Annotated in this window: 24 protein-coding genes; 16 read left to right on the top strand and 8 right to left on the bottom strand. The window is 68.8% G+C overall.

Annotated elements, in window-relative coordinates; all coding sequences use genetic code 11:
• The first annotated feature begins 29 nt into the window (after nucleotides 1-29).
• From AB0J09_RS05135 to AB0J09_RS05105, 7 genes are all read left to right on the top strand, one after another.
• Nucleotides 30-1625, top strand: coding sequence for an AMP-binding protein (locus tag AB0J09_RS05135; protein ID WP_360685341.1), 1596 nt, complete (start codon nucleotides 30-32; stop codon nucleotides 1623-1625).
• Entirely contained in the window at nucleotides 1626-2603 is a 978-nt protein-coding gene (locus tag AB0J09_RS05130) for an acyl-CoA dehydrogenase family protein (RefSeq protein WP_360685337.1), read from the top strand.
• Nucleotides 2603-3757 (top strand): acyl-CoA dehydrogenase family protein, encoded by a 1155-nt coding sequence (locus AB0J09_RS05125; RefSeq protein WP_360685334.1) that lies wholly within the window; start codon nucleotides 2603-2605, stop codon nucleotides 3755-3757. Before AB0J09_RS05130 ends, AB0J09_RS05125 begins: the two co-directional genes overlap by 1 nt.
• Nucleotides 3758-3765: 8 nt before the next feature.
• Nucleotides 3766-4683: a bifunctional MaoC family dehydratase N-terminal/OB-fold nucleic acid binding domain-containing protein gene (locus AB0J09_RS05120; protein ID WP_360685331.1), complete on the top strand. Its 918-nt coding sequence runs from the start codon at nucleotides 3766-3768 to the stop codon at nucleotides 4681-4683.
• Nucleotides 4683-5072, top strand: coding sequence for a MaoC family dehydratase (locus tag AB0J09_RS05115; protein ID WP_360685328.1), 390 nt, complete (start codon nucleotides 4683-4685; stop codon nucleotides 5070-5072). Before AB0J09_RS05120 ends, AB0J09_RS05115 begins: the two co-directional genes overlap by 1 nt.
• Nucleotides 5069-6232, top strand: coding sequence for a lipid-transfer protein (locus AB0J09_RS05110; protein WP_360685464.1), 1164 nt, complete (start codon nucleotides 5069-5071; stop codon nucleotides 6230-6232). The genes AB0J09_RS05115 and AB0J09_RS05110 overlap by 4 nt, the downstream gene beginning before the upstream one ends.
• A gap of 159 nt (nucleotides 6233-6391) precedes the next feature.
• Entirely contained in the window at nucleotides 6392-7126 is a 735-nt protein-coding gene (locus AB0J09_RS05105) for a hypothetical protein (RefSeq protein ID WP_360685461.1), read from the top strand.
• Nucleotides 7127-7322: 196 nt separating this feature from the next.
• Here AB0J09_RS05105 and AB0J09_RS05100 read toward each other — a convergent pair whose 3' ends face one another.
• Nucleotides 7323-7910, bottom strand: coding sequence for a Uma2 family endonuclease (locus AB0J09_RS05100; protein WP_360685325.1), 588 nt, complete (start codon nucleotides 7908-7910; stop codon nucleotides 7323-7325).
• 373 nt (nucleotides 7911-8283) lie between these two features.
• A complete protein-coding gene (locus tag AB0J09_RS05095) occupies nucleotides 8284-9495 on the bottom strand; it encodes a hypothetical protein (RefSeq protein ID WP_360685322.1) in 1212 nt (403 codons plus the stop codon).
• Nucleotides 9496-9729: 234 nt separating this feature from the next.
• Here AB0J09_RS05095 and AB0J09_RS05090 point away from each other — a divergent pair, with 234 nt between their 5' ends.
• Both AB0J09_RS05090 and AB0J09_RS05085 read left to right on the top strand, forming a co-directional pair.
• The gene (locus AB0J09_RS05090) at nucleotides 9730-10308 is read left to right on the top strand and encodes a hypothetical protein (RefSeq protein WP_360685320.1); all 579 of its coding nucleotides are present in this window, start codon (nucleotides 9730-9732) and stop codon (nucleotides 10306-10308) included.
• A 47-nt stretch (nucleotides 10309-10355) separates the two neighbouring features.
• Complete coding sequence (locus AB0J09_RS05085; protein WP_360685317.1) at nucleotides 10356-10919, top strand: hypothetical protein; 564 nt, start codon at nucleotides 10356-10358, stop codon at nucleotides 10917-10919.
• 10 nt (nucleotides 10920-10929) lie between these two features.
• On the opposite strand, the gene AB0J09_RS05080 is transcribed toward AB0J09_RS05085, so the two are convergent.
• On the bottom strand, nucleotides 10930-12513 hold the full coding sequence (locus tag AB0J09_RS05080; RefSeq protein ID WP_360685314.1) for a hypothetical protein: 1584 nt from the start codon (nucleotides 12511-12513) through the stop codon (nucleotides 10930-10932).
• Nucleotides 12514-12812: 299 nt separating this feature from the next.
• On the opposite strand from AB0J09_RS05080, the gene AB0J09_RS05075 reads away from it, so the two are divergent.
• The 6 genes from AB0J09_RS05075 to AB0J09_RS05050 all read left to right on the top strand — a co-directional run bounded on the left by AB0J09_RS05075 (nucleotide 12813) and on the right by AB0J09_RS05050 (nucleotide 17313).
• Nucleotides 12813-13853 carry an ABC transporter ATP-binding protein gene (locus AB0J09_RS05075; RefSeq protein ID WP_360685311.1) on the top strand — a complete coding sequence of 347 codons (1041 nt, stop codon included), beginning with the start codon at nucleotides 12813-12815 and terminating at the stop codon, nucleotides 13851-13853.
• The gene (locus AB0J09_RS05070) at nucleotides 13846-14526 is read left to right on the top strand and encodes an ABC transporter permease subunit (protein WP_360685308.1); all 681 of its coding nucleotides are present in this window, start codon (nucleotides 13846-13848) and stop codon (nucleotides 14524-14526) included. Before AB0J09_RS05075 ends, AB0J09_RS05070 begins: the two co-directional genes overlap by 8 nt.
• Complete coding sequence (locus tag AB0J09_RS05065) at nucleotides 14523-15215, top strand: ABC transporter permease (protein ID WP_360685305.1); 693 nt, start codon at nucleotides 14523-14525, stop codon at nucleotides 15213-15215. The genes AB0J09_RS05070 and AB0J09_RS05065 overlap by 4 nt, the downstream gene beginning before the upstream one ends.
• A gap of 38 nt (nucleotides 15216-15253) precedes the next feature.
• On the top strand, nucleotides 15254-16186 hold the full coding sequence (locus AB0J09_RS05060) for an ABC transporter substrate-binding protein (RefSeq protein ID WP_360685302.1): 933 nt from the start codon (nucleotides 15254-15256) through the stop codon (nucleotides 16184-16186).
• Nucleotides 16187-16282: 96 nt separating this feature from the next.
• Nucleotides 16283-16765, top strand: a complete 483-nt coding sequence (locus AB0J09_RS05055) for a flavin reductase family protein (RefSeq protein ID WP_360685299.1) — start codon at nucleotides 16283-16285, stop codon at nucleotides 16763-16765.
• Nucleotides 16765-17313: an NAD(P)H-dependent oxidoreductase gene (locus AB0J09_RS05050; protein ID WP_360685296.1), complete on the top strand. Its 549-nt coding sequence runs from the start codon at nucleotides 16765-16767 to the stop codon at nucleotides 17311-17313. The genes AB0J09_RS05055 and AB0J09_RS05050 overlap by 1 nt, the downstream gene beginning before the upstream one ends.
• A 27-nt stretch (nucleotides 17314-17340) precedes the next feature.
• Here the strand turns inward: AB0J09_RS05050 and sppA are convergent, their stop codons facing one another.
• The 3 genes from sppA to AB0J09_RS05035 form a co-directional block, all read right to left on the bottom strand.
• Complete coding sequence (gene sppA, locus AB0J09_RS05045; RefSeq protein ID WP_360685293.1) at nucleotides 17341-19038, bottom strand: signal peptide peptidase SppA; 1698 nt, start codon at nucleotides 19036-19038, stop codon at nucleotides 17341-17343.
• 70 nt (nucleotides 19039-19108) lie between these two features.
• Nucleotides 19109-20305 carry an FAD-dependent monooxygenase gene (locus tag AB0J09_RS05040; RefSeq protein ID WP_360685290.1) on the bottom strand — a complete coding sequence of 399 codons (1197 nt, stop codon included), beginning with the start codon at nucleotides 20303-20305 and terminating at the stop codon, nucleotides 19109-19111.
• 92 nt (nucleotides 20306-20397) lie between these two features.
• Complete coding sequence (locus tag AB0J09_RS05035) at nucleotides 20398-21324, bottom strand: helix-turn-helix domain-containing protein (RefSeq protein WP_360685287.1); 927 nt, start codon at nucleotides 21322-21324, stop codon at nucleotides 20398-20400.
• Between the two features lie 71 nt (nucleotides 21325-21395).
• Between AB0J09_RS05035 and AB0J09_RS05030 the strand changes: the two genes are divergently transcribed.
• A complete protein-coding gene (locus AB0J09_RS05030) occupies nucleotides 21396-22286 on the top strand; it encodes an NAD-dependent epimerase (RefSeq protein WP_360685284.1) in 891 nt (296 codons plus the stop codon).
• Between the two features lie 48 nt (nucleotides 22287-22334).
• Here the strand turns inward: AB0J09_RS05030 and AB0J09_RS05025 are convergent, their stop codons facing one another.
• Nucleotides 22335-23690, bottom strand: coding sequence for a S8 family serine peptidase (locus AB0J09_RS05025; protein WP_360685281.1), 1356 nt, complete (start codon nucleotides 23688-23690; stop codon nucleotides 22335-22337).
• 70 nt (nucleotides 23691-23760) lie between these two features.
• A partial coding sequence (locus AB0J09_RS05020; protein ID WP_360685278.1) for a S8 family serine peptidase occupies nucleotides 23761-25132 on the bottom strand: 1372 nt, incomplete at its 5' end.

Raw genomic sequence — 25132 nt, 5'->3', positions numbered from 1 at the left:
GTTGACCGAGCGCTTGGTGGAGGCCCTAGATGACCGCGGACACGCTGGCGGCCCTGCTCCTCGCACGGGCCGGGGACGATCGACCTGGGCTGATGTTCGAGGACATGGTGTGGTCGTGGCGCGAGCACGTGGCCGCCTGCCGTGCCTCCGGCGCCTGGTTGTCCGGGCGCGGCGCCCGGTTGCATGTCGGGGTGCTCAGCGAGAACGTCCCGGAGCTGGTGTTCCTGGTGGGCGGGGCGGCGCTGTCCGGGCACGTGGTCGTCGCGCTGAACCCGACCCGCTCGGTCGACGAGCTGGTCCGAGACGCCCGTGCCACCGATGTGGACCTGCTCCTGGCCGACAGCCCCTATGTGACGACGGCCGGGCAGGTGTCCGCGGCGCTGGGGGTGGACGCGATGCCTCTGTCCGCCGTCGGGCTCGAGCCTCCTGCCACACCGCAGGACGCGCCCGGGGACCTCGTGATGCTGATCTTCACCTCCGGCACCTCGGGCCGCCCCCGCGCCGTGCGGATCACACAGCGCAAGCTCGCCCTGCCCGGGATGAGCCTGGCGGCGATGCTCACGCCTTCCGACGTCGTGTACTGCTCGATGCCGCTGTTTCACTCCGGTGCGCTGATGGCCGCCTACGCCCCGGCCGTGGCGTCAGGGGCGGCGCTGGTGCTGCGGCGGCGGTTCTCGGCGTCCGGCCTGCTACCGGACATCAGGCGGTACGGCTGCACGTACCTGCACTATGTGGGCAAAGCGCTCTCCTATGTCCTGGCCACCCCGGAACGCGCGGACGACGCCGGCAACCCGCTGCGGATCGCGTTCGGGAACGAGGGGAGCGCGTTGGCGACCAGGAGGTTCGGGAAGCGGTTCGGGTGCCGGGTGATCGACGCCTTCGGGTCCACGGAGACGGCCATCTCGCTCAGCCCCGACCCGTCCGGCCCGCCCGGATGCCTCGGGAGGCTGCCGGAGGGCGTCAAGATCCTCAATCCCGTGACCGCGCGCCCCTGCCCGCCGGGCCGCGTCGAGAACGGCCGCCTGCTCAACGCGGAGGAGGCCGTCGGCGAGCTGGTCAACGTCGCCGGGCTGGGGTTGTTCGAGGGCTACTACAACGACCCGGAGGCGGACGCCGAGCGCATCAAGGACGGCGCGTTCTGGTCGGGTGACCTGGCGTATGCGGACGGGGACGGCTACGTGTTCTTCGCCGGGCGCGGCACCGAACGCCTGCGCGTGGACGGCGAGAACCTGGCAGTGGCGCCCATCGAGGCGGCGCTGAGGGAGTTCGCCGGGGTGGTCGAGGCGGCCGTCTACCCGGTGCCCGATCCGGCGGCCGGCGACCAGGTCATGGCGGCGCTCGTGCTGGAGGGCGGCTTCGACCCGGACGCGTTCACGGCGTTCCTCGCTTCGCGCCGCGATCTGGGCGCCAAGTCTTTACCCCGATATATCCGCCTTTCTGATGATCTTCCCCAGACGCCCTCGCACAAGGTCCTCAAACGGGTCCTCGCCCGCGAGGGCTGGCGCACCGCTGACCCGGTCTGGTGGCGCACAGGTTCCGGGCTCCGCCCGCTGACCGACGCGGACGTCAAGGGCATCGAGGAGGAGTTCGTACGGCACGGCAGGCAACATCTCTTGGAGGCGTGAATGGACTTCAACCTGGACGAGACCCAGCAGGACCTGCGGAAGCTGGCGGCCGAGGTGCTGGCCAAAGAGGACGGCGAGCGGTTATGGCAGGCCGGGCTCATGAGCGTGTGCGTGCCGGAGGAGGCGGGCGGAGCCGGGCTCGGGCCGGTTGAGATGGCCGTGGTGCTGCGGGAGGTGGGTGCGCGCGCGGCCCCGGTGCCCGCGCTGCCCACGCTGGTGAGCACGCTGACCCTGGCCCACTACGGCACCCTTGTCCAGCAGCGCCGCTTGAGCAGCCAGGCCGGGGCCACCGTCGCGCTTCGCGAGCCCGGGAGGGCGCCGGCCGACCCGCCCCTGACGACCGCCAGGCCCGTTGACGGCGGCTGGGCTCTGACGGGCCGCAAGGTCTCGGTGCCCTATCCCGAGGCCCCGGTGCTGGTCGCCGCCGACGAGGGCTTGTTCCTGGTCGAGGCGCCTCCGACCACCCCCGAGTACACGTCCACCGGCGAGCCCGCCGCCACGGTCGTGCTGGACGGCACCCCGGCCGAGCGGGTCGCGGGCCCAGATGCGGTCACCGGAGCCAGGCGGCTGTTCATGGCGGCCGTGGCCGCGCAGGCCAGTGGTGTGCTGGCCGGCGCCCTGGAGCTGACCACCGGCTACATCAGGACGAGGAAGCAGTTCGGCCGGGCGCTGGCCGAGTTCCAGGCCGTGACCATGCAGATCGCCGACGTCTACATCGCGGCGCGAGCCCTCGACGTGGCCATGTGGTCGGCGGTGTGGCGCCTTGGGGAGGGTCTGCCGGCCGACCAGGACCTGGCGCTGGCCGCGTACCACGTCGGCGAGGCGGTCAAGGCCCTCTACACCTGCCAGCACCTGCACGGCGGCCTGGGACTGGACGTGACGTATCCGCTGCACCGCTACTTCGCCCAGGCCAAGCACCTGTCCCACCTGCTCGGCGGCGCCGACGCCCAGCTCGACCTGATCGGAGCGCTCGTCTGATGCTGATCGACCTGACCCCCGCCCAGCGCGCCCTCCGAGACGAGCTCCGCGAGTACTTCCAGGAGTGCCTCACCGCCGATGACCGCAGGAAGATCGCGGAGGACCCGTTCGGCGAGGCGTACATGGAGCACTGCCGCCGCCTCGGCCGCGACGGCAAGCTGGGCCTCGGCTGGCCCAAGGAGTACGGGGGAGGCGGCTACGGCCCCCTCGAGCAGCAGATCTTCGCCAACGAGATAGCCCGGGCGGGCGTCCCGTACCCGATCATCACGGTGCAGACCGTGGGGCCGACGCTCATGCAGTACGGCACGCAGGAGCAGAAGGACCTCTTCCTGCCGCGCATCCTCGCGGGCGAGTGCCACTTCGCCATCGGCTACAGCGAGCCCGAGGCCGGCACCGACCTGGCCTCCCTGCGCACCTCGGCGGTGCTCGACGGCGACCACTACGTCGTCAACGGCCAGAAGGTCTTCACCAGCGGCGCGCACTACGCCCAGTACATCTGGCTGGCCGCCCGCACGAACCCCGAGGCCAAGAAGCACAAGGGCATCACCATGATGATCGCCTCCACGGACGACCCCGGCTTCTCGTGGACGCCGATCGTCACCATGGACGGCCGCCACCACACGAACGCCACCTACTACAGCGACGTACGCGTCCCCGTGAACATGGTGGTCGGCGAGGTGGACCGGGGCTGGGACCTGATCGTCAACCAGCTCAACCACGAACGCGTCACCCTCGGCCCGGCCGGGAACCTCGGCCAGACCTATGACCGTTTCCTCGCCTGGGCCCGCCGCACGGGGCAGGAGGCGAACCCGGACGTACGGCGGGCGCTGGCCAGGGTGTGGGCGGCCTTCCGCACCAACGAGCTGCTGAACTGGCAGGTCGCCGCGAACATGGACCTCGGCTGGCTGGGCGCCCCCGACGCCTCGGCCACCAAGATCTACGGCTCGGAACGCATGCAGGAGGTCGGCAGGCTCGTCGGCGACATCCTGTCCAGGTATGGAGACCCGTCCGACCCGGAGACGGCCGAGCTGCTCGAACGCATGGACCACGGGGTGAAGGGGGCGGTGGTGCTGACGTTCGGCGGCGGGGTGAACGAGGTGCAGCGGGAGCTGATCGCCATGCTCGGCCTGAGCCTGCCGAGGCCGCCGCGATGACTCTTCCCATGAACGATGAGGAGCTGCACGAGCTGGCGGACAAGCAGGCGGCGCTGGGGGAGGTACGCGGGACCCCGGCGCGCGACCCCGTGAACGCCCCCATGATCAGGCACTGGCTGGACGCCATGGGGGACGAGAACCCTGCGTACCTGGAGAAAGGGGTCGCTCCGCCCGCGATGGCGCAGGTGTGGACGATGCCGGGCGTGCGGCGGTCGGCCAAGGACCGTTCGCCGGTGGACGACATGATGGCCACGCTGGACGCGAGCGGTTACACGGGCGTGGTGGCGACGAACTGCGAGCAGACCTATCACCGGCACGCGCGGATCGGCGAGCGGCTGACCCCGGCCACCCGGTTCACGGAACTGGCCGGGCCCAAGAAAACGGCTCTGGGCGTGGGGTTCTTCGCCACCTGGAAGGTCACCTGGTACAGCGAGGACGACGAGCCGGTCGCCGAAATGCTCTTCCGGGTCCTGAAATTTCGCCCACGCGCCGGTGAGAGCCGCCCTCCGGAAAAGGAACAGGCGGCCGCGTACCCGCTCCAACCCGCGATCAACCAGGACACCGCGTTCTTCTGGGAAGGCGTGAAGCAGGGCGAGCTCCGCATCCAGACCTGCGCCGACTGCGGCGAGCTCCGCCACCCGCCCGGCCCTCTGTGCCCACACTGCCGCTCGGCCAACCTCGCCTATGCGGTCGCGAGCGGCCAGGGAACCCTCTACAGCTACGTCGTCCACCATCACCCCCCGGTGCCGGGCAGGCAGACGCCGTTCGTGGTGGGCGTGGTGGAGCTGCCGGAAGGCGTACGGATCGTCGGAAACGTCGTGGACTGCCCGATCGAGGAGGTTTCGGTCGGCATGCCGTTGCGCGTGACGTACCGGCGGATGGACGAGCAGCTCGTCCTGCCGATGTGGATGCCAGGGGAGGCGTGATGGAGATCGGAGCGACGCTGCCGGAGCTGGCCATCGACCTCACCCCCACCGTGGTCGTCTCCACGGCCCTGGCCACCATGGACTTCACGCCGGTCCACCACGACGTCGAGGTAGCCCGCGCCCAGGGCTCGAAGGACATCTTCCTCAACATCCTGACCACCATGGGCCTGGTCGAGCGGTACGTCACCGACTGGGCGGGCCCGGAGGCCGTCATCGAGCGCATCGCGGTCAAGCTGGGCGTACCGGCGTACGCGGGGGACCGCCTGTGCTTCAACGGGACGGTCGTGTCACGCGAGGACGGCCGGCTCACGGTTGAGGTGCGAGGCAAGGTGAGCCTGGGTGATCACGCCACGGGAACCGTCACCCTGGTCGAGGAGGGAAATTGCTGAGCGGCCGTACTGCCATAGCCGGCATCGGCGCCACGGAGTTCAGCAAGCAGTCGGGCCGCTCCGAGCTGCGGCTCGCCGCGGAGGCCGTGCTGTCGGCCCTGGACGACGCGGGCCTGTCACCTGGCGACGTGGACGGCATGGTGACCTACACCCAGGACTCCAACCAGGAGATCGCCGTAGCGAGGGAGACGGGGATCGGGGACCTGACGTTCTTCTCGCGGGTCGAGTACGGCGGCGGCGCGGCCTGCGGCACCGTGGCACACGCGGCCATGGCCGTGGCCACGGGAATGGCGCGTACGGTCGTGTGCTACCGCGCCTTCAACGAACGTTCGGGCCGCCGCTTCGGCCAGCCCAACAGCCGCCTGACCGGCGAGCCCACCTCCCAGGGCTTGGAGATGAGCTGGCACGTGCCGTTCGGCCTGATGACGCCGGCGGCGTGGGTGGCGATGTTCGCGCGCCGCTACATGTATGCGTACCACGCCACCTCGGAGGACTTCGGCCGGGTGGCGGTGGCCATGCGCCGGCACGCGGCCACCAACCCGGCCGCCTGGTTCTACCAGCGCCCCATCACGCTGGAGGAGCACCAGGCGTCCAGATGGATCGTTGAGCCGCTGCACCTGCTCGACTGCTGCCAGGAGAGCGACGGCGCGGTGGCCCTGGTCGTCACGTCGGCAGAACGAGCCCGCGACCTCCGCAGATCACCCGCCCTGATCACGGCGGCCGCCCAGGGCTCGGGCATGGGCCAGATGATGATGACCAGCTACTACCGAGACGACATGACAGGCCTCCCCGAAATGTCGCTCGTGGGCCGCCAACTATGGAATATGTCCGGCCTATCCCCCAAAGACATCCAAACGGCCATCCTGTATGACCACTTCACCCCGTTCGTCCTGGCCCAACTCGAGGAGCTGGGCTTCTGCGGCCGAGGGGAGGCCCCGGAGTTCCTCAGGGGCGGGAGCATAGAGCTGGACGGCAGGCTGCCGGTCAACCCGCATGGAGGCCAGCTGGGAGAGGCCTACATTCACGGCATGAACGGCATAGCGGAGGCGGTACGTCAGGTCAGGGGAACGGCGGCCAACCAGCTCACGGACGTGCGGAACGTCCTGGTCACGGCAGGAACAGGCGTACCGACGAGCGGCCTCATTCTCTCAGCCGAGTAACCAACGGGCAGGTGGGCCGGGAAGCACACGAACTCGCGGCGATCTTCGCAGGAAGGGCTGACAACTTTCCGATCTGGGCTGTGCCGTTCTTCCCCTGCCACCTTCTGGCGCTCTCGCTGTCGGTGACGGCTGCGATGATGCTGCTCACTTCGAGGAAGGCTGGCCGTGGCTGGCGATCCCACCACGCCCCCAGAGATTCTCGAAGCCATGGCCGCAGACTCCTCCCGCACGGTCAGGCGTGCCCTGGCGGCTCGGAGCGACGCGCCGGACGGATTGTTGCGCGCACTCGCCGGGGACCCGGATCTGAAGACCCGTCAGATCCTTGTTGAGAATCCCGCCTGTCCACCCGATGTTCTGGTCGCCTTGGTGGAAGATCCTTACGGGTCGGTCCGATGGTCCCTGCCGGACCATCCCGCCGCCGATGTCGAGGTTCACCGTGCCATCTGCCGGTCCACGGACGAGGATCTGCGCCGGTTGCTCGCCGAGAGCCGAGGACTGGATGAGGAGACGAGCGCGGCACTCGCCAGGGACCGCTCCCCAAATGTCCGCGCGGGCCTGGCAGCGCACACCGATGACCCAGCCATCCTCGCCACTCTGATAACTGACGCCGATCCCAAGGTCCGCGCCGGCGCGACTCAGAACCCGCTCACCACGATAGATCGACACCGCCTTCTGGCAATCGACAGGTCAGCAGCCGTGCGCACGGCCGCAGTGCAATCAGGGAAGCTCCCTCATGACGAACTGCAACGCCTGACCCGTGATCGCTCGGTCAACGTACGGTGGTGGCTGGCCGCATGGCCCACCACACCGGAAGCCGTCCTGCAGGTTCTCGCTGAGGATCCTCATCCCGATGTAATGACCCAGGCCCGAGGGAGACTCAGGAAGAACACCTAGCCCGTTGAAACCTGGACATCGGCTGCCGAGTCTGAAGCGGGCCTCAAGGACCTCATGTCGCGGGTGCGGGCATGGCAATGTTCGGGCGGCCGTGACCTGCCAGCCTGCGGTTCGAGGACCTCTGCAAGGTGATCAAGAGCCGAGTGGCCATGAGCCCCCGCTGGTCACCGAGCAAATGGGCACACGGGGCAAAGTCTCAGGGAGCGGTCAGTACGAGAAACGGGATAGTCACCCTGATAGGGAGTTCCAGCTCGAGGTCTGCCTGGTGAACCCGATGGAGCCTGTATTCGGAGGCTACGGCATCGAGGTGGAACTCCTTCACCTCGAGGATCTCGTACTTCTCGTCGAGCAGGATGAGCAGGTAGAGCGGGATGCCGGCGGCGGCATACTGTGTGCGTTTATCGGTGAGGTCTTCGCGGACGGTCCCAGGGGAGGAGACCTCGACGACGGCCAGGGTCTGGGACGCATCCGGCTTCTGGCCAGGGTCGTCCAAACACCTGTAGACCACCACATCCGGACGTCGGAAGGTGAACTTGGGAACCCGCCAGAGCACCACGTCGATGTCGGTCTCAACGCTCAGACACGGCCCGCTGATCGGACGAGCGGCTTCCAGTGAGCCGGCGAGACGACGGGCTATGCGGTTGTGCTGCATAGCGGGTGACTCGCATTTGATCACGTGCCCGTGGACTACCTCGATGCTCCCGGCGACGTCCTCTGGCAACGCTCGATACTCTGCTTCGCTCATGACTTCGGGAAGTGATTCGTACCAGGAAGGGGTTGCCATGCCGGTCTCCCTCACTTGGGGCTGACATCGAAGATCGGCTAACTGGAAGGTGTCGAGCGGTGACGGGAATCGACCGCGCTGTCAGCTTGGGAACCGCACCGATCACGGCCACCGTACCATCGGGAGCCTGGCCGGCGGCGACATCGGCCCGTGAGTGAGTGGCCCCTCGATGTGGACGATGATCAGCCTGGGGAAGATCGAAGGCGGTCCCTTGCCGCAAACAAAGCCAGATAGGAAATCAACCCCTGACCTGGCTCCTCGTTCTGAGAGCGGGTGACGGGAATCGAACCCGCGCTGTTCAGCTTGGGAACTGCGCGGCGATCTGTTCGTCGGCTTCGGGATCGATGACGAGCTTGGACACCTAGACATCGATTCACCTCTTGCGTCTCCAGAGCTTGCCCGTCGCCAGGTCGAGGTTGTAGACGCGGTCGCTCAGGTAGCTGCGGACCAGAAAGGCGCCCTCCTTCGACCACCCGAGACCGATGTCGAGGAAGTCGTCGCCGGGAAACGTGGGAACGACGATTGCCAGACGCTTCCCGGTCCCTGTGTCGAAGGTTTCGACAGTCTCCTGGCTCCTGATGACCACGAGGCGACTTCCGTCCGTCCTGAGGTTGTACGTGTCCTCTGGGGCATCCTTGGCGGCTCTCTTGAAGGGGAGGCTCATTCGCTTCTTTCCCCGATGGTCGAGCACGAGTACCTGAGATGCCGTCGTGACCACGATCCCGCTGCTGTTCAGGTCGTGGACCTGTTGAGCGCCGGGGATCGGCACAGTGGTCCAGGTCTTGGTGTCGGTGATCTGCGCGTCGTCCTTGGCCAGGGCGATGTACCTGTTCTGGCCCTCGAACGTGGCCGTGGGCACCGCGGCGTCAGCCAGGCTCTCGGTGAGGGGGTGGATGCCTTGGGCGTCCTGATACACCATGCGGCGACTGCGCCTGTCCAGATAGACGGCGGCTTTCTTGTCGGGGCTGCGCACAAACGGCGCCGGCCGGGGTGCTCCGCCTTTCCCGATGACGTACGGCGCGGCCTGCGGGAATGGCTGCCCGTTCACGAGCCACGACCGGCAGGGGTCGTCCATCTCGTCGACCCAAGGACAGGTGGGCCCCTTGTATTCGTTCACCTCCGTGAACTCGGCCGTTTGCTCTGGAAATGACTTGGGCGTTGAGTATTCGGGCAGTTCGCGCCGTGGCGGTTGTCCGGGGATGAGCAGCGTGCCCGACAACACGATTGCGGTGCCGCCAAGATAAAGGTTCCGCATTGACCATCGGCCAATGGCCAGTTCGGCCCGGGTCATGTCATCCGATGCCTCGGGCATCGGCCTGGCGCTCAGTTTCCGGGCGGCAAGCGGTACGGCTGCCGCCACGACGATCACGATGACGGAATGGGTCAGACGCGCCGGCGTGGCACCCTGGTTCGTCAGCAGGTAGCCGCTGGCCACCATGGCGCCCGCCGAACCGAGCAACCATGCCCGCTGATAGATCTTCGCGTCGTCGTGAACGTGAAGCATGCGGGCCGGCAGTCGTACATCGCGGAAGGCGGAAGCGGCACACCAGCCCAGCGCCAAATAGAACGGATCATTGGTGAGCAAGTCAAGGGAACGGCGAGGACGAGGGCGATGAGCCGCCAACGGCGAAGGCCGGCGAAGTAATCGATGATCTGCCGGGCGTTGGCCGCTGTGACGGAAAGACCCATCAGTGCGGCAAACCTGTTGAGCCGCTCCCCAGTGACCGGCGCGGCTGCTACCAGCAGGGTGAGCGCGGCGGCTGCCCAGGAGATCATCGGAGGTGTTGTCACGAAGGGGTAGCCTATATGGTTCTATATCGTGAATTCGGATGACATATGGCAGCAATTCGGCGTCGTCACATGGCGCGCACAGTGGGCGCGATTACGCGGTGTGACGATGTCCGGTTTGGTGTTGATTGTTGCTATTGCAGTGGCTTTGTGGTGGTTGTCAGCTACGACCCCGCATATCCGGTGGAGTCTTGATAGTTTCTTACCTCACGCCGACGTTGACGAGAATGGTGTCCTGTCCACCAGCGTGTATATCGAAGTTGAAAACGAAGGCATGGCCTCCTTCACTCTCACCGGTATCTCCGCCGAAATTCCGGGCCTCCGCTTGCTACCCGCTGACGAGGCGCAGGAAGAACAAGCCGCGGTCACTGTGGAAAGTGGTGGCCAGGAGACCCTGGCGAGGCGCATTGTCATCACCGACTGCGCGGCAGTGCCACGCGAACCCCAGCCAGTCCGCTTCACCTATGAAACCTGGATGGGCTCAGGGTCGGCGGAGGTGACGTGGGACTCATGGCGAATGACAGGATCCGGAGGAAGTCTCCAGGTCGCCTGGCAGCGAGCTCTCGCCAGCAAGGTCTGCAATGAAGCGGTGAGCTCGGACCGGCCCTGACGGCCGGCTCATCCGTGGTCAATGACAAGCCCGGAAGGTAGTGGCATATGCTGCCCGTCACGAAGATCGCCACCGGTTTCGTCGTCGTCTTCGGCGCCCTCCGTTTCAACGGCTTCGACCTGCTGTTCGACCCCGTCGGATGGGTATTGTGCGCGTCCGGGCTGTTTCAGCTGCAGCGATCCGCCGACGACCCCTTGGGCAGAGCCAAATCCCTTGCCATCGCCATGGTCGGCATCTCGTTCGTCGCCACGGCCGCGTCCGGAGCGAGCCCTGGGGAGGGGATCTCCTCCATTACTCAGGTGATCGGCATCGTCAACACAGTCGGCGTCTTGATCACCGTCTGGGTGTCTGTCGACACCGTCATCAGACAGATCCATCCCCGCGGAGAGGTCTCCAGAGCCGCGCTTCTCGACGTGTTGCGCTGGGCGGTGGTCATCCTGGAAACGCTCGGCATGCTGGTCGGCTACGGCTACGCCGATCTGGGCCCTGTCGTGCTCATTGCCTGGTTCGCGGCCGTCGCGGCACTGATCGTCGTGCTCTACCGCTCGGCCGGCCTGCCGTGCCTCTCCCCGCCAGAGGAACCGGTGGCGAGTCCCCCGCCACCGGGCTGAACGACGTCCCTCACGGATGTACGAACATAGGCACCGAGAAGAAGACGATCATCGCGATCGCCACGCAGATCAGGAACCCGACGGCCTCCCAGGCCCAGTCGAAATGCCGGTCCTTGCGGCGCCGTACCTTCTCGGGCCGGGCCCGGTACTCCGGGCGCTTCTTGGATGCGGGCCGGGCGCGTACGGGGCGCGGAGCCAGGAGAGAGGGTTCTGGAGCAGGAGGAGCGGGGGCCGTCGAAGGCGCCTTCTTGGGCGGGGCGAGAGTGCTTGATCGAGGGGCCTCCTGCGCGGCAGGGGCGCTCGAAGGGGCCTCCTCTGGCTCGGGGAGCCGGTAGATCGGCTCGGCGGGCCTGGTCAAGGCGGTCGGCTCGGCGGGTCCGGCCGAGGCGGTGGGCTTGGTGCGTCTGGAGGACTTCGAGCGGGGGCGGAACAGCGGAGCCGCCTCGCGGGCCGGCTCGTCAGCCGCCGACGGTTGCGGGAAGGGGCGAGCCGGGCCCTTGTGTACCAGGACGTCTCTGGGGGCGAGGATGTCGCCGTCCGCCGCCGACGGCTTCGGGGGGAGGAACACGTCGCCGGTCGCGAAGGGCTCCTGGGTGTCTCTGGGTAAGATCACGTCGCCTGTGGCGAAAGGTTCCAGGCCGCCCGTGTGCTCGGGGGCCAGGAAGAACGGGCGCTCGTCGGACGGCACAGAGGTCCTTCCTACGAAGGGTCGCGCGCCGTCCAGGGCTGCCAGGGGATCCCTGAGGGGAAAGTACTCGGTGGAGGCCAGCGGATCCCTGCGAGGCTGGGCCGAGTCCAGCGGGTCGCGGAGCTTGGGCATCGGGGCCGTGGTGGCGTCGTGGTCGGGCACGCGTGACGACGAAGGGGGCGTCAGCAGCTCCGCCGGGAAGATGACCGTGCTGGTCGCCGGGTCCGCGTCGGCCAAGGGCTGGGGCCAGATCGGGGGGCTGGGCCAGCGGGGCTTCACGAACAGCGGTCCGGGGGCGGCCGTACGGGAGCCGACGAAGTGGATGCGGAGCGCACCCGGCGCCTGGGGCCAGGGGAGGCGGCCGAGGACGTCGCGGAGCGGGGCGACCCCCAGCGCGCCGTACACGTCGGCCACCGGCTTGGGGATGCGGACCCCCGTCGAGGCCAGCGCCGACCCCAAGGCCTGCCTGAAGCGGTGGCCGGCGCCCACCGCCAGCTCCTCGGCGGTGTCCGGCGCGACGTCGAGCACCCACGCCAGCTCCGCCTTGCTCAGCCCGGCGACCGCGCACAGCACCAGCACCTCGCGCTGGTGCGGGCGCAGTTCGCGCAGGGTGCGCTCGACGAGCGCGGTGGCAGGGTCGATCAGCGGGTCGACGGCGGGCGGCGCGTAGACGATGTCCCGCCGGTGGATCTCGCGGCGGGCGAACGCGTAGAGAGCGGCGCGGGGCGGCTCCGCGGGGGAAGGGAACGCGGCGACGCTGGAGAACAGGGATACCAGGACGTCGGACGCGGAGCCGAGGTCGCCGAGCTGGTCGGCGCAGTACGCGAACAGCCCGGCGGCATGGCGGTCGTAGAGCTCTGCGATCAACTCGGCGCGTTGACGCTGATCGGTGAGCGGCTGAGACACGGGCCGGATCCTCTTGCTTTGTGGACGCTGAGGGTGAGGGAGGTGAGAGGTGCGCGTCAGGGCTTTGTGGAGATATGCGTCAGAAGTTCGTGGAGGTAATCATGCCAACACACCATGGTCCGGCGCACTACCAGATACGGATTTGGGGTAAATATCCAGGTCAACTGAAACGCTTCAGGAGGTACTGGGGAGGACAGGGCGGTTCAGACGGCCGTAGTCTGTGCTCTCAAGAGATCATGCGGCGGTCGTGGCAGGGGGCTGCGACCCCTGCCCCAGAAGCCTGAAGCGAGAGTTCGCGCGTGATCACATTCGACGCTGTCACCAAACGCTATCCGGACGGAACGGTCGCCGTGGACCGCCTCGACCTTGAGGCGCCCACGGGTGAGATCACCGTGCTCGTGGGCCCCTCGGGCTGCGGGAAAACGACCTCCCTCCGGATGATCAATCGTATGATCGACGCCTCGGAGGGTCAGATCCTCCTCGACGGCACGCCGGTGCAGGGCATCGACCCGCCGACGCTGCGGCGCGGCATCGGGTACGTCATCCAGCAGGCCGGACTGTTCCCGCACCGGAAGATCGTCGACAACATCGCCACCGTCCCCTACCTGCTCGGCTGGGACAAGAAGAAGGCCCGCGACAGGGCCATGGAGCTGCTCGAACGCGTCGGCCTCGACCCCGCGTTCGCCGGGCGCTACCCGTTCCAGCTCTCGGGCGGTCAGCAGCAGCGCGTGGGCGTGGCCAGGGCGTTGGCCGCGGACCCGCCCGTGCTGCTCATGGACGAGCCGTTCAGCGCGGTCGACCCGATCGTGCGCACGAGCCTGCAGGACGAGCTGCTCAGGCTGCAGTCGGAGCTGAACAAGACCATCGTGTTCGTCACCCACGACATCGACGAGGCCATCAAGCTGGGCGACCGCGTGGCGGTGCTGCGGGTGGGCGGCAGGCTGGCGCAGATCGCCGACCCCAAGACGCTGCTGTCCGACCCGGCCGACGACTTCGTGCGGGAGTTCCTCGGGCATGACAGGGGGATCAGGCGGCTGCAGTTCATCTCCACCGAGGGGTTGCGGTTGCGTACCGATCTGACCGCCGCCACGGACGAGCCGTGGCGGCTGGTCGTGGACCCGGACGGCCGGCCGACCGGGTGGGTGTCCGCGTCGCGGCCCGACGAGCTGGAGCCGTACGGGACGTTCGTGCGCGGGCGCGACTCCATGCGAACGGCGCTCGACGCGGCGCTGTTGTCGCCGTCCGGCTGCGCCGTGGCCGTGGACGAGCAGGGCAAGGTCGTCGGGGTGGCCACGAGGGAGACGCTCGACGAGGCGCTCGCGGAGGCGGCAGATGGCTGACGGTCCCCCCTCCATCTGGGAGTGGATCGGGCGCAACTGGGACACCGGCCGGGTCGACAGCATCAAGAACCTGCTCATCGACCACCTGACCATGTCTCTCGTGCCGATCCTGGTCGCGCTGGTCATCGCGCTGCCGCTCGGGCTCGCCTGCGTGCGCTGGCGCTGGCTCTACCAGCCCATCTCCGGCTTCATGAACGTCGTCTACGCGCTTCCCTCGCTCCCCGTCTTCATGCTGCTGATCTCGGTGACCGGGCTGTCGCAGACCACCGTGATCATCCCGCTGACCTTCTACGGCATGGCCGTGCTGATCCCGGCCGTCGTGGACGGGCTGGGCTCGGTGCCCGATCATGTGCGGCAGTCGGCCGTCGCGATGGGGTTCACGCCGTTGCGCAGGCTGATCGCGGTGGAGCTCCCGATCGCCGTCCCGGTGGTGCTGGCGGGGCTGCGGGTGGTGGCGGTCTCCAGCATCAGCCTGGTCAGCGTGGGTGCGCTGATCGGGCAAGGAGGGCTCGGCGGGCTGTTCACGCGGGCGTACCAGAACCCGTTCATGCCGCCGGTGATCGTCGGGATCGTGCTGATCGTGGCGCTGGCGCTGATCGCCGACGGGCTGCTGGTGCTGGCGCAGCGGCTGCTCACTCCATGGGTACGGGCACGAAGGGGGACGGGTTCGTGAGCTGGCTGACAGCGTTCTTCGGCTGGCTGGCCGACTTCTTCGGGAGCGGCGAGAACTGGTCAGGTCCTTCCGGCATCCCCATGCGCCTGCTGGAGCATCTGGAGTTCTCGGCGCTGGCGCTGGCGCTGGCCGTGCTGATCGCGGTGCCGCTGGGGCTGCTGATCGGCCACACGGGCCGCGGCGAGGTGATCGTCGTCGTCACCGCGAACCTGGCCAGGGCGCTGCCCACGCTCGGACTGCTGGTGATGTTCGTGCTGCTGCTGGGCACGGCCTCGATCTGGCCGGTGATCATCCCGCTGGTGCTGCTGTCGGTGCCGCCGATCCTGGTGAACACGTTCGAGGGCATCAAGGGGGTCGATCCCGAGCTGCGTGACGCCGCGTACGGGATGGGCCTGCGCGGCGGGCAGGTGCTCGGACGGGTGCTCGTGCCGGTCGCGCTGCCACTGATCCTGCTGGGCTGCCGGCTGTCGGCGATCCAGGTCGTGGCCACCACCACCGTCGCCGCGTACACCGGGCTCGGCGGCCTCGGAAGGTTCGTGATCGACGGTTTCGCGACGAAGGATTACGCGAGCGTCGTCGGGGGTTCAGTACTGATTGTGCTGTTCGCCCTAGTCGTGCAGGTACTCTTCACCCTCGCCCAGAGAGTGACGGTATCCCCAGGGGTGAGCCGACGTCTGAAGATTCGGTAGTCTCCCCTATTACCTCCCGCTTAGAAGGGAAAATCGAAATGGGACGCAAGTACGGCATCGCTGCGGTGCTCATGTCAGCGATGCTCGGGCTGGCCGCCTGTAGTGGTGGCGGCGGTAGCACTGGAGGCAATCCGCTCGACACCTCGAGCGCGGCCCCCAGCGGTTCGGCTTCGAGCGGGGGCGGGGGCAAGGCTGTCATTGGGTCCTTCGACTTCGACGAGAGCGTGCTGCTCGGGTCCATCTACTCCCAGGCGCTCGAGGCCAAGGGTGTGCAGGTGGAGGAGAAGCCGCGCATCGGCAGCCGCGAGGCCGTGTACGACCAGGTCAAGAGTGGTGGCCTGACGATCGTGCCCGAGTACAACGGCAACCTGCTGGCCTTCGTCGACCTGAAGAACACGGCCGCGACCACCGACGAGGTCAACGCCGCGCTGAAGGAGAAGCTGCCAGCCGAGCTGGAGATCCTCGACTCCTCACCGGCCGAGGACAAGGACAGCCTGTCGATCAGCAAGGACACCCAGACCAAGCAGTCGCTGAACACCATGGAGGACCTGGCCAAGGTCTCCAAGACCTTCACCGTCGGCGGCCCGCCCGAGTTCAAGAAGCGGTGGGAGGCGCGGTTCAAGGAGGTCTACGGGGTCGAGTTCAAGGAGTGGAAGCCCACGGGCCCGACCACCGCTGACGCGATCAAGGACGGCACGATCCAGATCGGCAACGTGTTCACCACCGACCCCAAGATGACGGCGAACAACCTCGTGCCGCTGCAGGACCCCAAGAACATCTTCCCCGCCCAGAACGTGACGCCGCTGATCTACAAGGCGGGCGCGAACGACACGATCAAGACCACGCTGAACGCCATCTCGGCGAAGCTGACGACGCAGTCTCTGCTGGACATGATGCAGAAGATCTCCGTCAACAAGGACGAGCCCGCCACGGTGGCCAAGGAATGGCTGACCTCCAACGGCCTCGCCTGACACTGGTGAGGGTCCCCGTCGTCCGGGGGCCCTCACTTTCCGGTTGCGCTGTGAGTCCCCGGAGGTTCTGGTCGTGACTTCCCCCAGACTGTTTCCGTGAGTGAGTTCACGGAGGCGATGGCGCAGCTGGCGGCCGGGGTGGCGGTGGTGACCGTACGCGATGGGCGCGACGACCTGGGCACCACGGTGTCGGCTCTCATGTCGGTCTCGCTGGAGCCCCCGCTCGTGCTGGTGAGCCTGGCCAGCCAGGGTTACCTCAACGAGGTCCTGCTCCGCCAGGACCGCTGGGCGGCCTCGCTCCTTTCGTCCGGCCAGGCGGCCATCGCCAGCCGCTTCGCCACAGCCGGCCGGCCCAGTGCTCGCCTGCTGCTGGCCGGCACCCCGCACCACCGGGGCGAGCACACGGACGCGCTGGTGGTGGAGGGCGGGGTGGCCGCCCTGGAGGCCGAGACCACCAAGGTGGTCCCGGCCGGGGACCACACGCTCTTCATCGCCGCCGTCCTCGCCGTCCCCTACGTCAGCCCCTCCCTCCAACCTCTGGTACGGCTCCGCGGCCGCTACCGTGCGTCAGGAACGTGATGCGTAGTTTCCTCTTCGTCCTGGGCAGCGCCCGGCGCGACGGCAACACCGAGACCCTGGCCCGCCACGCGGCCGCCCAGCTCCCGCCGGGCGTCACGCAACGCTGGATCCACCTGGACGACCACCCGCTCCCGCCCTTCCGGGACATCCGCCATACGGGTGGTGACGGGGTCTATCCGGCTCCTACGGGTGCGGAGAAGCTGCTCATCGAGGCCACGCTGGCCGCCACCGACCTGGTGATCGTGTCGCCGCTCTACTGGTACAGCGTGTCCGCCACCACCAAGCTCTACCTCGATTACTGGTCGGGGTGGCTGCGGGTGCCCGGATACGACTTCAGGCGCCGGATGGCGGACAAGACCACGTGGGCGGTCACCGTGATCAGCGAAGAGGATCGGTCGGTGGCGGATCCGCTGGTGGGGACGTTGCGGCGGTCCGGCGAGTATTTCGGCGGGACGTGGGGCGGCGCCCTGGTCGGCTACGCGAACCGACCAGACGACATCCTGCTGGACACCGACGCGCTGGAACGCGCGAAAACCTTCTTCGCCTGACGTCGCGCGTCCTTCCCCAGCCGGGGCTCAGCGGATCACGTACCAGTCAGGCAGGAGGAGGGGCCCCGCGGCCGGGAGGCCGAGTTCGGCGGAGAGGCGGGCGAGCGGTCCCCATGCGTCGAGGCGGATCCGGGCCAGGGCGGCGGACTTGTCCTCGCTGGACTCGGGCCCGCGCAGCCGCTCGAGCGGGTTGAGCCGGGGGTAGGTGCGGACGGGGGCGTCGTCGGCGAGGCCGGCACGCTTCCTGGCCAGGGCCAGCGCGTCCTCCAGGCCGCCCAGCTCGTCCACGAGCCCGCTGGCGTGCGCGTCGGCACCGGTCCACACGCGGCCGCGGGCCAGCTCGTGCGCGCGCTCCTTGGTGAGGTCGCGGCTCGCGGCCACCTTGCCCACGAAGTCGTCGTAGATCCGGTCGAGCCAGGCGTTCACGCGTTCCCACTGATCGGGGGAGAAGCCGCGGGAGGTGGAGAACATGCCGGCGTTGGTCCCCGCAGCGACCATTTCCGAATTTATCCCGATTTTTTCGAGCATTTCGGCAACGACCGGCTTGCCGCCGTACACGCCGATCGAGCCCGTCAGCGTGCCGGGCTGAGCCACGATCACGTCGGCGGCCATCGCGATGAAGTAGCCGCCGGACGCCGCCAGGTCACCCATGGAGACGATCACCGGCTTGACCTTGCGGGTCAGGATCACCTCCCGCCACACCGTGTCGGAGGCCACGTACGAGCCGCCGGGACTGTCCACCCGGAACACGACGGCCTTGACGTGCTCGTCCCGCCTGGCCGCGCGGAACGCGGCGCTGATCGTGTCGGAGCCCATCGCCCCGCCGCCGCCGAGCGGGCTGCGCCCGCTGCGGCCGGTCCTGATCATGCCGCTGCCGTGGATGAGCGCGATCCCGTCCGACATCGGGTGCGGCAGCTTCTTCACGGCCGCGCTCCTGGCGTAGCGGGACACGTACAGGAGGTGTGCCTCATCACCCGCCGCCTGCTTGACCTCGTCGTACACCTCGTCCCTGTACGCCAGCCGGTCGACCAGCCCGGCCTCCTCCGCCTCGGCGGCGGTGAACGGGCCGCGGTCGATCAACTCGCGGACCTTGCCCGGGTCGAGCCTGCGCCCGTCGGCGATGCCCGTGATGAGGCTCTCGGTGACCGACTCCACGATGCGGCTCATGGACTCGCGGTGGGGTTCGGTCATGTGGTCCTGGGTGAAGGTGTTGACGGCGGTCTTGTACTCGTGCCGCTGGCCGGCCTCGTACCCCACTCCCAGCTTGGTCAGCGCGCCCTTCACGAAGCGCTGCTCCAGCGCCACCCCGGTCAGCCCGACGTCGCCGCTCGGCTGCAGGTAGACGCGTTCGAACGCGGTGGCCAGGTAGTACGGCACCGTGCCGCCGCCGAACTCCCCGAACGTCTCGGCGAACGCGACGGTCAGCTTGCCCGCGGCCCTGAAGTGGATCACAGCCTGGCGCAGCTCCTGCACCATGGCCAGGCCCAGCGGGTTGCTCCCGATCCTGACCACCAGCGCCTTGACCCTGGAGTCCTGCCTGGCCCGCTTGAGCCCGGACAGGACGTCGGACAGGCGCGTCTTGCGCATGGACAGCACCGCGGCGAGCGGGTCCGTCGGCGGGCCCTCGGTGAGGCCCTCTGTGAGATCGAGCTCCAGCACCAGCGGGGCCGTGCGCCGCTGGCGAAGCTTGTCGACGGTTTCGAAGATCGCCTTGCCTGCGTCCATAGAAGCCACCCTAAGCGACACAATTCGGAGCCGCGCCGCGCATGTGGAAGGGGTACGGCGCCGGCGGCCGCTATCGCCTGGCGAGGTCGCTGTAGTCGCGTAGCGTGACGTTCTCGGCGGTCTTGCGGGCGATCTTGGAGGCCATGTTCTTCCCGGGCAGGTAAGGCATGAGCTTGTAGTACTGGTTGAGCAGCCCGGCCATGAAGCGGCTTCCCGGGACCATGAGGCTGGCGACGCCGTCGCCCATCTTCTGGCAGCCGGTCGCGTACGCACGCATCTCCTCCTCGTAGCGGGCGAACGCGACGCGGTGGTCGCCGTGCGCCGCGGCCAGCTCTCCCGCCAGGACGTACGCGCCGACCAGGGCGAGCCCCGAGCCCATGCCCGACAGGGAGGAGGGGCAGTAGGCGGCGTCGCCGATCAGGGCGACCCGGCCTCGCGTCCAGGCGTCCATGTGGACCTGGCCGACCGAATCGAAGTAGAAGTCGGGCGCGTGCCGCATTTCGTGCAGCAGGCGGTCGCTCTGCCAGCCGTTGCCGGTGAAGCTCTCGGCGAGAACGGCCTGCTGCCGGGCCACGTCGCGGCGGTCGAGGTCCAGCGCCGGCGAGGCGAAGTAGAAGACGGCCTTGGCCTCGGTGTTGTGGCGGGAGCTGTACCACGCGACCAGCTTGTTCGCGGTGCGGTAGGCGTGCCCGGTGTGGTCGAGCCCGAGGTGGTTGGGCGTGGTGAAGATCGCGCAGTAGAGGCCGAGGTGCTTGACGAACTGCTCCTCCGGCCCGAACGTCAGGCGGCGGGTGTTGGAGTGCAGCCCGTCGGCGCCGATCACCAGGTCGAACCTGCGGGGCGGGGTGCGTTCGAAGGTGACGGTCACGCCGTGCTCGTCCTCGGTGAGCGAGGTGATGGAGTCCCCGAAGATGTACTCGGTGTGGTCCTTGGTGGCGTTGTACAGGATGCGTCCCAGGTCGCCCCGGAGGATCTCGATGTCTCCGGCGAAGAGGTCGGCGGGCATCTTGGACTGTGGCTTGCCCGCGCTGTTGACGTACGACATGGAGCCCATGCCGGTGCGGGCGCGCTCGAGGTCGGGCAGGATGCCCATGCGGCGCAGGATCGACAGGTGCGCCTCGCCGCGGAAGTCGACGGCGTAGCCGCCGTCGCGGAGTGCGGGGGCGCGCTCCACGACCGTGGGGTTGAAGCCGTGGCGGCGGAGCCAGTAGGCGAGCGTGGGGCCTGCGACGGAGGCGCCGGAGATCAGGACGTTGATGTTCTTCATGACGCAGAGCCTCCTCCGGAGGGCTCACCGCCCGCTCACCACGCGCTCACCGCAAGCCGGATCGGCAGGTGGCGGGGGCTCTGAACGGCTGATCACCCCACCCGGGTGAAGCTCGCACGGTAGGCCGTGGGAGTGAGCCCGACGCGACCGGCCAGGTGCTTGCGTAGGGAGTCAGCGCTGCCCAGACCGCTCTTCGCGGCGACCTGATCCATGGGCAGCTCGGTGGTCTCCAGCAGCTCCCTGGCCCGGTCGACGCGCCGGTGCAGCAGCCACTGGAGCGGGCTCAGTCCGGTCTCCGCGTGGAAGCGCCTGGTCAGCGTCCGCACGCTCACCTTGGCGTGACCGGCCAGGTCGGCCAGGGTGAGCGGGCGGTCGAGGCGCTCGAGCGCCCAGGCCCGGGTGGGGGCGAGCGAGGTGCCGCGCTCAGGAGGCAGCGGGGTCTCGATGAACTGGGCCTGGCCGCCCGGCCGTACGGGAGAGACGACCGCGAGCCGCGCCGCCGCGTTGGCCACCGCCGCCCCGTAGTCGAGCCTGATCAGATGCAGGCACAGGTCGATGGCGGCCGCGGCGCCCGCCGAGGTGAAGATGCCGCTGTCTTCGATGAACAGGACATCAGGTCGCACATCGATCGACGGGAAGCGGGCGGCGAGGTCGCCGGCCAGCCCCCAGTGGGTGGTCGCGCGGCGCCCGTCGAGCAGGCCGGCCTGGGCCAGCACGAACGCGCCCGTACACAGTGAGGCGATCCGTGCCCCGCCGGCCGCGGCCTTCCTCAAGGCGTCGAGGACCTCCGCTGGAGCCTGCTCGCCGCCGCTGCCGACAGCGATCACCGTGCCGGCGCCCTCCACCGCCTCCAGGCCGTCCGTCACCATCACATCGGGGCCCCCAACGGTCGGCACCGGGCCGGGCCGTGCCGTACAGACGCGGACGTCGTAGTGGGCGCCGTTGTTGAACACCATGAGCGGGATCGAGACGTCGAAGCTCAGCACGGGGGGCACGATGACGGCGGTGACGCGGTGCATGGCCAGATCCTCCGGATAGTTGGCATTCTGGCCACTATGCTACGAGGTCGCAGGTCGGCACCGTTGTAATCATGAAATTTAATGTGATCGTGGGTCGCGGGGCCACCGCGTCGAAGACCGCTCTGCTGCTGGCCGAGGACGGCGAGCGGGTACGGATGATCAGCCGCACCGGTGGCGGGCCCGACCACCCGCTCGTCGAGAAGGTCGCCGCGGACGCGACCGACGCCGATCGGCTCACCGAGCTCACTGAGGGCGCGGACACGCTGTTCACCACCGCCGCGCCGCCGTACCACACCTGGCCCGAGCAGTTCCCGATCCTGACGACGTCGCTGCTCACCGCGGTGAAGCGGACGGGTGTCGCCTACGTGATGCTCGGCAACCTGTACGCCTACGGGCCGGTGGACGGGCCGATCACGCCCGGCTTCCCGCTGGCCGCGACCGGGCGCAAGGGGCGAGTCAGGGCGCTGGCATGGGAGGAGGCCGCCACCTCAGGAGTGAAGGTCACCGAGGTGCGGGCCGCCCAGTTCTACGGCGCCGGCGCTTTCTCGGTGTTCAGCCTCATGGTTCAGGGGCCCGTGCTGGAAGGCAGGCTCGCCCTGGTGCCTCAGGAGCTCGACGTGCCGCACAGCTACTCGGCGATCGGCGACGCCGCACGCACGCTGGTGGCCGCGAGCCGCAACGAGCAGGCGTACGGCCGGGCCTGGCACGCACCCACCTCGACCCTGTCGGTCCGGGAACTGGCCGGGCGGCTCGCGCGGCTCGCGGGGGCGCCGGAGCCGCGGATGGAGGAGATGACGGAACGCGACCTGACCCTGCTCGCGTTCACCGAGCCGTTCTGGGCGGAAATGCACGAAGTACTCGCCAAGCCCGGTCACCCGTTCGTCATCGACTTCTCCGAGACCGAGAAGATCCTCGGCGTGAGCGCCACTCCGGTCGACGACGTGCTCCGGGAAGTGATCTAGGGAAAGTGGGCAACGGGCGGGTCACCTGCCCGTTGCCCCGTTTCGGACCTAGCGGCTGTGCAAGGCCGCGTACACGTTGATGCGCGGGGTCGTGACCTCCGCACCCGCGCTCGTGTACGTGATCGGCTTGCCCGTGCGCTTCAACAGGTCGACCAGCTGGTCCACCCCCGCGTGGCGCTGCTTCTGGCGGAGCAGGGCCAGGGCGCCCGTCACGTGCGGAGTGGCCATCGACGTGCCGTTCAGCGTCGCGTACGTGTTCCCCGCGATCGCTGCCTTGATCGTCACCCCGGGCGCGAACACGTCCAGCAGCGCCCCCCGGTTCGAGAACGCGGCCACCGCGTCCTGCTTGTCCGTGGCGCCCACGGCGACCGTGTTCGAGACGCACGCGGGCCACGACACCGCCGCGTCCCAGCCATTGTTGCCCGACGCGACCACCGTGGCGGTGCCCTTGGCGAGGAGCTTGTCGACCTCGGCCTTGAAGTCGGCCCCGTCGCCCTCGTCGCAGGCCTCGGTGTACTGGCCGCCGCCCAGGCTCAGGTTCACGGAGGCGATGTCGTACTGGTCGGCCAGCAGGTCCGCGTACGCCATGCCGGTCAGGACGGACGAGTCGTACGCCAGGATGCAGACCGGGCGGCCGGCGCAGTACGGGGAGTTGTCGAAGCGGCTGAACACCTGCACCGGGACGATCTTGGCCTTGGGCGCCACGCCGTTGGCCGGGAAGTCGGCGGTGGCCTGGCCGGCCGTGATGCCCGCGACGTGCGTGCCGTGGTAGCACAGGCCGTACTGCGGCTGCGGGGCGCCCGTCATGCACGCGGCCGTCTCGGCGTTGGCCGCGCCGTCGCCGATCTGGAACTGGCTGCCGTTCGGGCACAGCGGCGTGGAGTTGTCTTCCGGGTCGGCGGCCGAGAAGCAGGCCTGGGCGACTATGCGGTCGCCGAAGGCCGGGTGGTCGTTGTCGATGCCGGAGTCCAGGATCGCGACGGCCGTGCCCTTGCCCGTGAAGCCCTGCCGGTGGGCCCGGTCCGCGCCGATCAGCGGGATGCTCTCCACCAGCGAGGGCTCGTTGACCCTGTCCTTGCGGATGGAGACGACGTCCGACTGCTCGGCGATCTTCTCGAGCTCCGCGCGGCTGCCCCGGTAGACGAAGAAGTCCAGCTTGCCGGCCACCTCGGCAGGTGGCTCCGCGTAGACGTTCCTCTTGTCCCGCTTGACCTCCTCCGCGCTGGCCTGCGCGGACCGCACCTGGGCCGACTGCCGCACGCGGACGATGGCGCGGTGCTCCCCAGTGGCGGTGATCGCGGGGTCGATCTTGGATTCGGGGTCGGCGAGGGCGGGTGTGGCGACCAGCGCGGCCGAGGTGGCGGCTAACGCGATGGCGCCGGCCAGCAGAGACGAGAGTCTCAACTGTTCCTCCGGGGGGATCGGGGGCGTTTGTTGCAGAAGTGTAGTTAAGAGGACAACTGATGTCAGAGCATCACGCGTGGGCGGCCGCGGTCGCTTGCTCCGCGTCGATCCTGGCCGTGGTCACGGAGGTACCCGCGGCGGAGTACTGGATCGCCGCGCCCGTCCCCTTCAGCCGCTCCAGGCTCTGCGCCACCGTGAAGTCCGGGTACGCCTGCTTCATCAGCGCGAACATGCCCGCCACGTGCGGCGCGGCCATCGACGTGCCGCTCTGCTCCCGGTACGTGTCGTCGGGCACCGAGGACGTGATGCCCACGCCCGGCGCGAACAGGTCCAGGAGCGGCCCCCGGTTGGTGAAGCCGGCCAGGTGGTCGTGGTCGTCGGTGGCGCCCACCGCGACGGCGCTGGAGACACAGGCGGGGGCGGCGACGCCGTTCGTGAAGCCGTTGTTGCCCGCCGCCACCACGGGCGCCACGCCCAGGCTCACCAGCGTGTCGAACTCGGGCTTGACCGCGGCGCCGGTCGCGTCCGCGTCACACGCCTGGCTGAACGGGCCGCCGCCGCCGAGGCTCATGTTCACCGCGGCGACGTTGTGGGCCCTGACCACCCGCGCGACGTACTCGAGCGCCAGCTTCTGGTCGGACATGTAGCTGAGGAAGCACGGTGGGGGAGTGCGGCCGACGACGCAGGTCGCCGGGTTGTTCACGCGGCTGAAGACCTGGATCGGCAGGATGCCCGCCTCGGGGGCGACGCCGTTGGCGGGCGCGCCCGTGGTCATCCGGCCGGCGGCGATGCCGGCCACGTGCGTGCCGTGGGAGCAGGCGTTCACCCCCTCGACGATGCACTGGGCCGTCTCGGCGTCGGCCGAGCCGGGGCCGGTCTGAGCGGGCTCGTTGTTCGGGCAGAGCGAGACGGTGCCGTCTCGGGCGTCGGAGGAGGAGAAGCACGCCTCGTCCACGATCCGGCCGGTGAGGAATGGATGGTCCCGGTCGATCCCCGTGTCCAGAATGGCGACCGTCGTGCCCTTGCCGGTCCAGCCCGCCTGGTTCGCCCGGTCCGAGTGGATGACGGCGGTGCTGGTGTCGAGGGCGGGCATGCTCAGCTCGTCCTTATAGACGGCCTGGACCCGGTCGTCCTTCTCGAGCCTCGCGAGCGTCGCGCTGTCCACCTCGGCGACGAAGAAGTGCGGTGACGACGCGGCCTCCAGGACCCGGCTGCTCCCGGAGGCCTGCTCGATGTCCCTCGCGACGGCTTCGACGCTCTCTCCCGGCTTGAGCTGGATGATGGAGCGCACCCTGGACTTCGCCCGGATCTCCGCGACGAGCGCGGGGCTGATGATCGGCCCGTTGCCGCCCGCGGAGCCGGGCCGCGGCCCCGGGGTCGCGGTGCCGCCGGGGGCGCCCGGCCGGGGCGCCGGCACGCCGGTGTCGGCCAGGAGGGTCGGG

The organism is Nonomuraea sp. NPDC049784 (assembly GCF_040659615.1).
In the GTDB taxonomy this organism is placed as follows: domain Bacteria; phylum Actinomycetota; class Actinomycetes; order Streptosporangiales; family Streptosporangiaceae; genus Nonomuraea.
This window is presented reverse-complemented; position numbering and strand designations above follow the sequence as displayed.

What these genes read in the sequence shown, in the direction of transcription:
- AB0J09_RS05135 (WP_360685341.1), top strand. Translation starts at nt 30, where the DNA reads ATGACCGCGGACACGCTGGCGGCCCTGCTCCTCGCACGGGCCGGGGAC.
- AB0J09_RS05130 (WP_360685337.1), top strand. Translation starts at nt 1,626, where the DNA reads ATGGACTTCAACCTGGACGAGACCCAGCAGGACCTGCGGAAGCTGGCG.
- AB0J09_RS05125 (WP_360685334.1), top strand. Translation starts at nt 2,603, where the DNA reads ATGCTGATCGACCTGACCCCCGCCCAGCGCGCCCTCCGAGACGAGCTC.
- AB0J09_RS05120 (WP_360685331.1), top strand. Translation starts at nt 3,766, where the DNA reads ATGAACGATGAGGAGCTGCACGAGCTGGCGGACAAGCAGGCGGCGCTG.
- AB0J09_RS05115 (WP_360685328.1), top strand. Translation starts at nt 4,683, where the DNA reads ATGGAGATCGGAGCGACGCTGCCGGAGCTGGCCATCGACCTCACCCCC.
- AB0J09_RS05100 (WP_360685325.1), bottom strand. Translation starts at nt 7,910, where the DNA reads ATGGCAACCCCTTCCTGGTACGAATCACTTCCCGAAGTCATGAGCGAA.
- AB0J09_RS05085 (WP_360685317.1), top strand. Translation starts at nt 10,356, where the DNA reads ATGCTGCCCGTCACGAAGATCGCCACCGGTTTCGTCGTCGTCTTCGGC.
- AB0J09_RS05070 (WP_360685308.1), top strand. Translation starts at nt 13,846, where the DNA reads ATGGCTGACGGTCCCCCCTCCATCTGGGAGTGGATCGGGCGCAACTGG.
- AB0J09_RS05060 (WP_360685302.1), top strand. Translation starts at nt 15,254, where the DNA reads ATGGGACGCAAGTACGGCATCGCTGCGGTGCTCATGTCAGCGATGCTC.
- AB0J09_RS05050 (WP_360685296.1), top strand. Translation starts at nt 16,765, where the DNA reads ATGCGTAGTTTCCTCTTCGTCCTGGGCAGCGCCCGGCGCGACGGCAAC.
- sppA (WP_360685293.1), bottom strand. Translation starts at nt 19,038, where the DNA reads ATGGACGCAGGCAAGGCGATCTTCGAAACCGTCGACAAGCTTCGCCAG.
- AB0J09_RS05040 (WP_360685290.1), bottom strand. Translation starts at nt 20,305, where the DNA reads ATGAAGAACATCAACGTCCTGATCTCCGGCGCCTCCGTCGCAGGCCCC.
- AB0J09_RS05035 (WP_360685287.1), bottom strand. Translation starts at nt 21,324, where the DNA reads ATGCACCGCGTCACCGCCGTCATCGTGCCCCCCGTGCTGAGCTTCGAC.
- AB0J09_RS05030 (WP_360685284.1), top strand. Translation starts at nt 21,396, where the DNA reads ATGAAATTTAATGTGATCGTGGGTCGCGGGGCCACCGCGTCGAAGACC.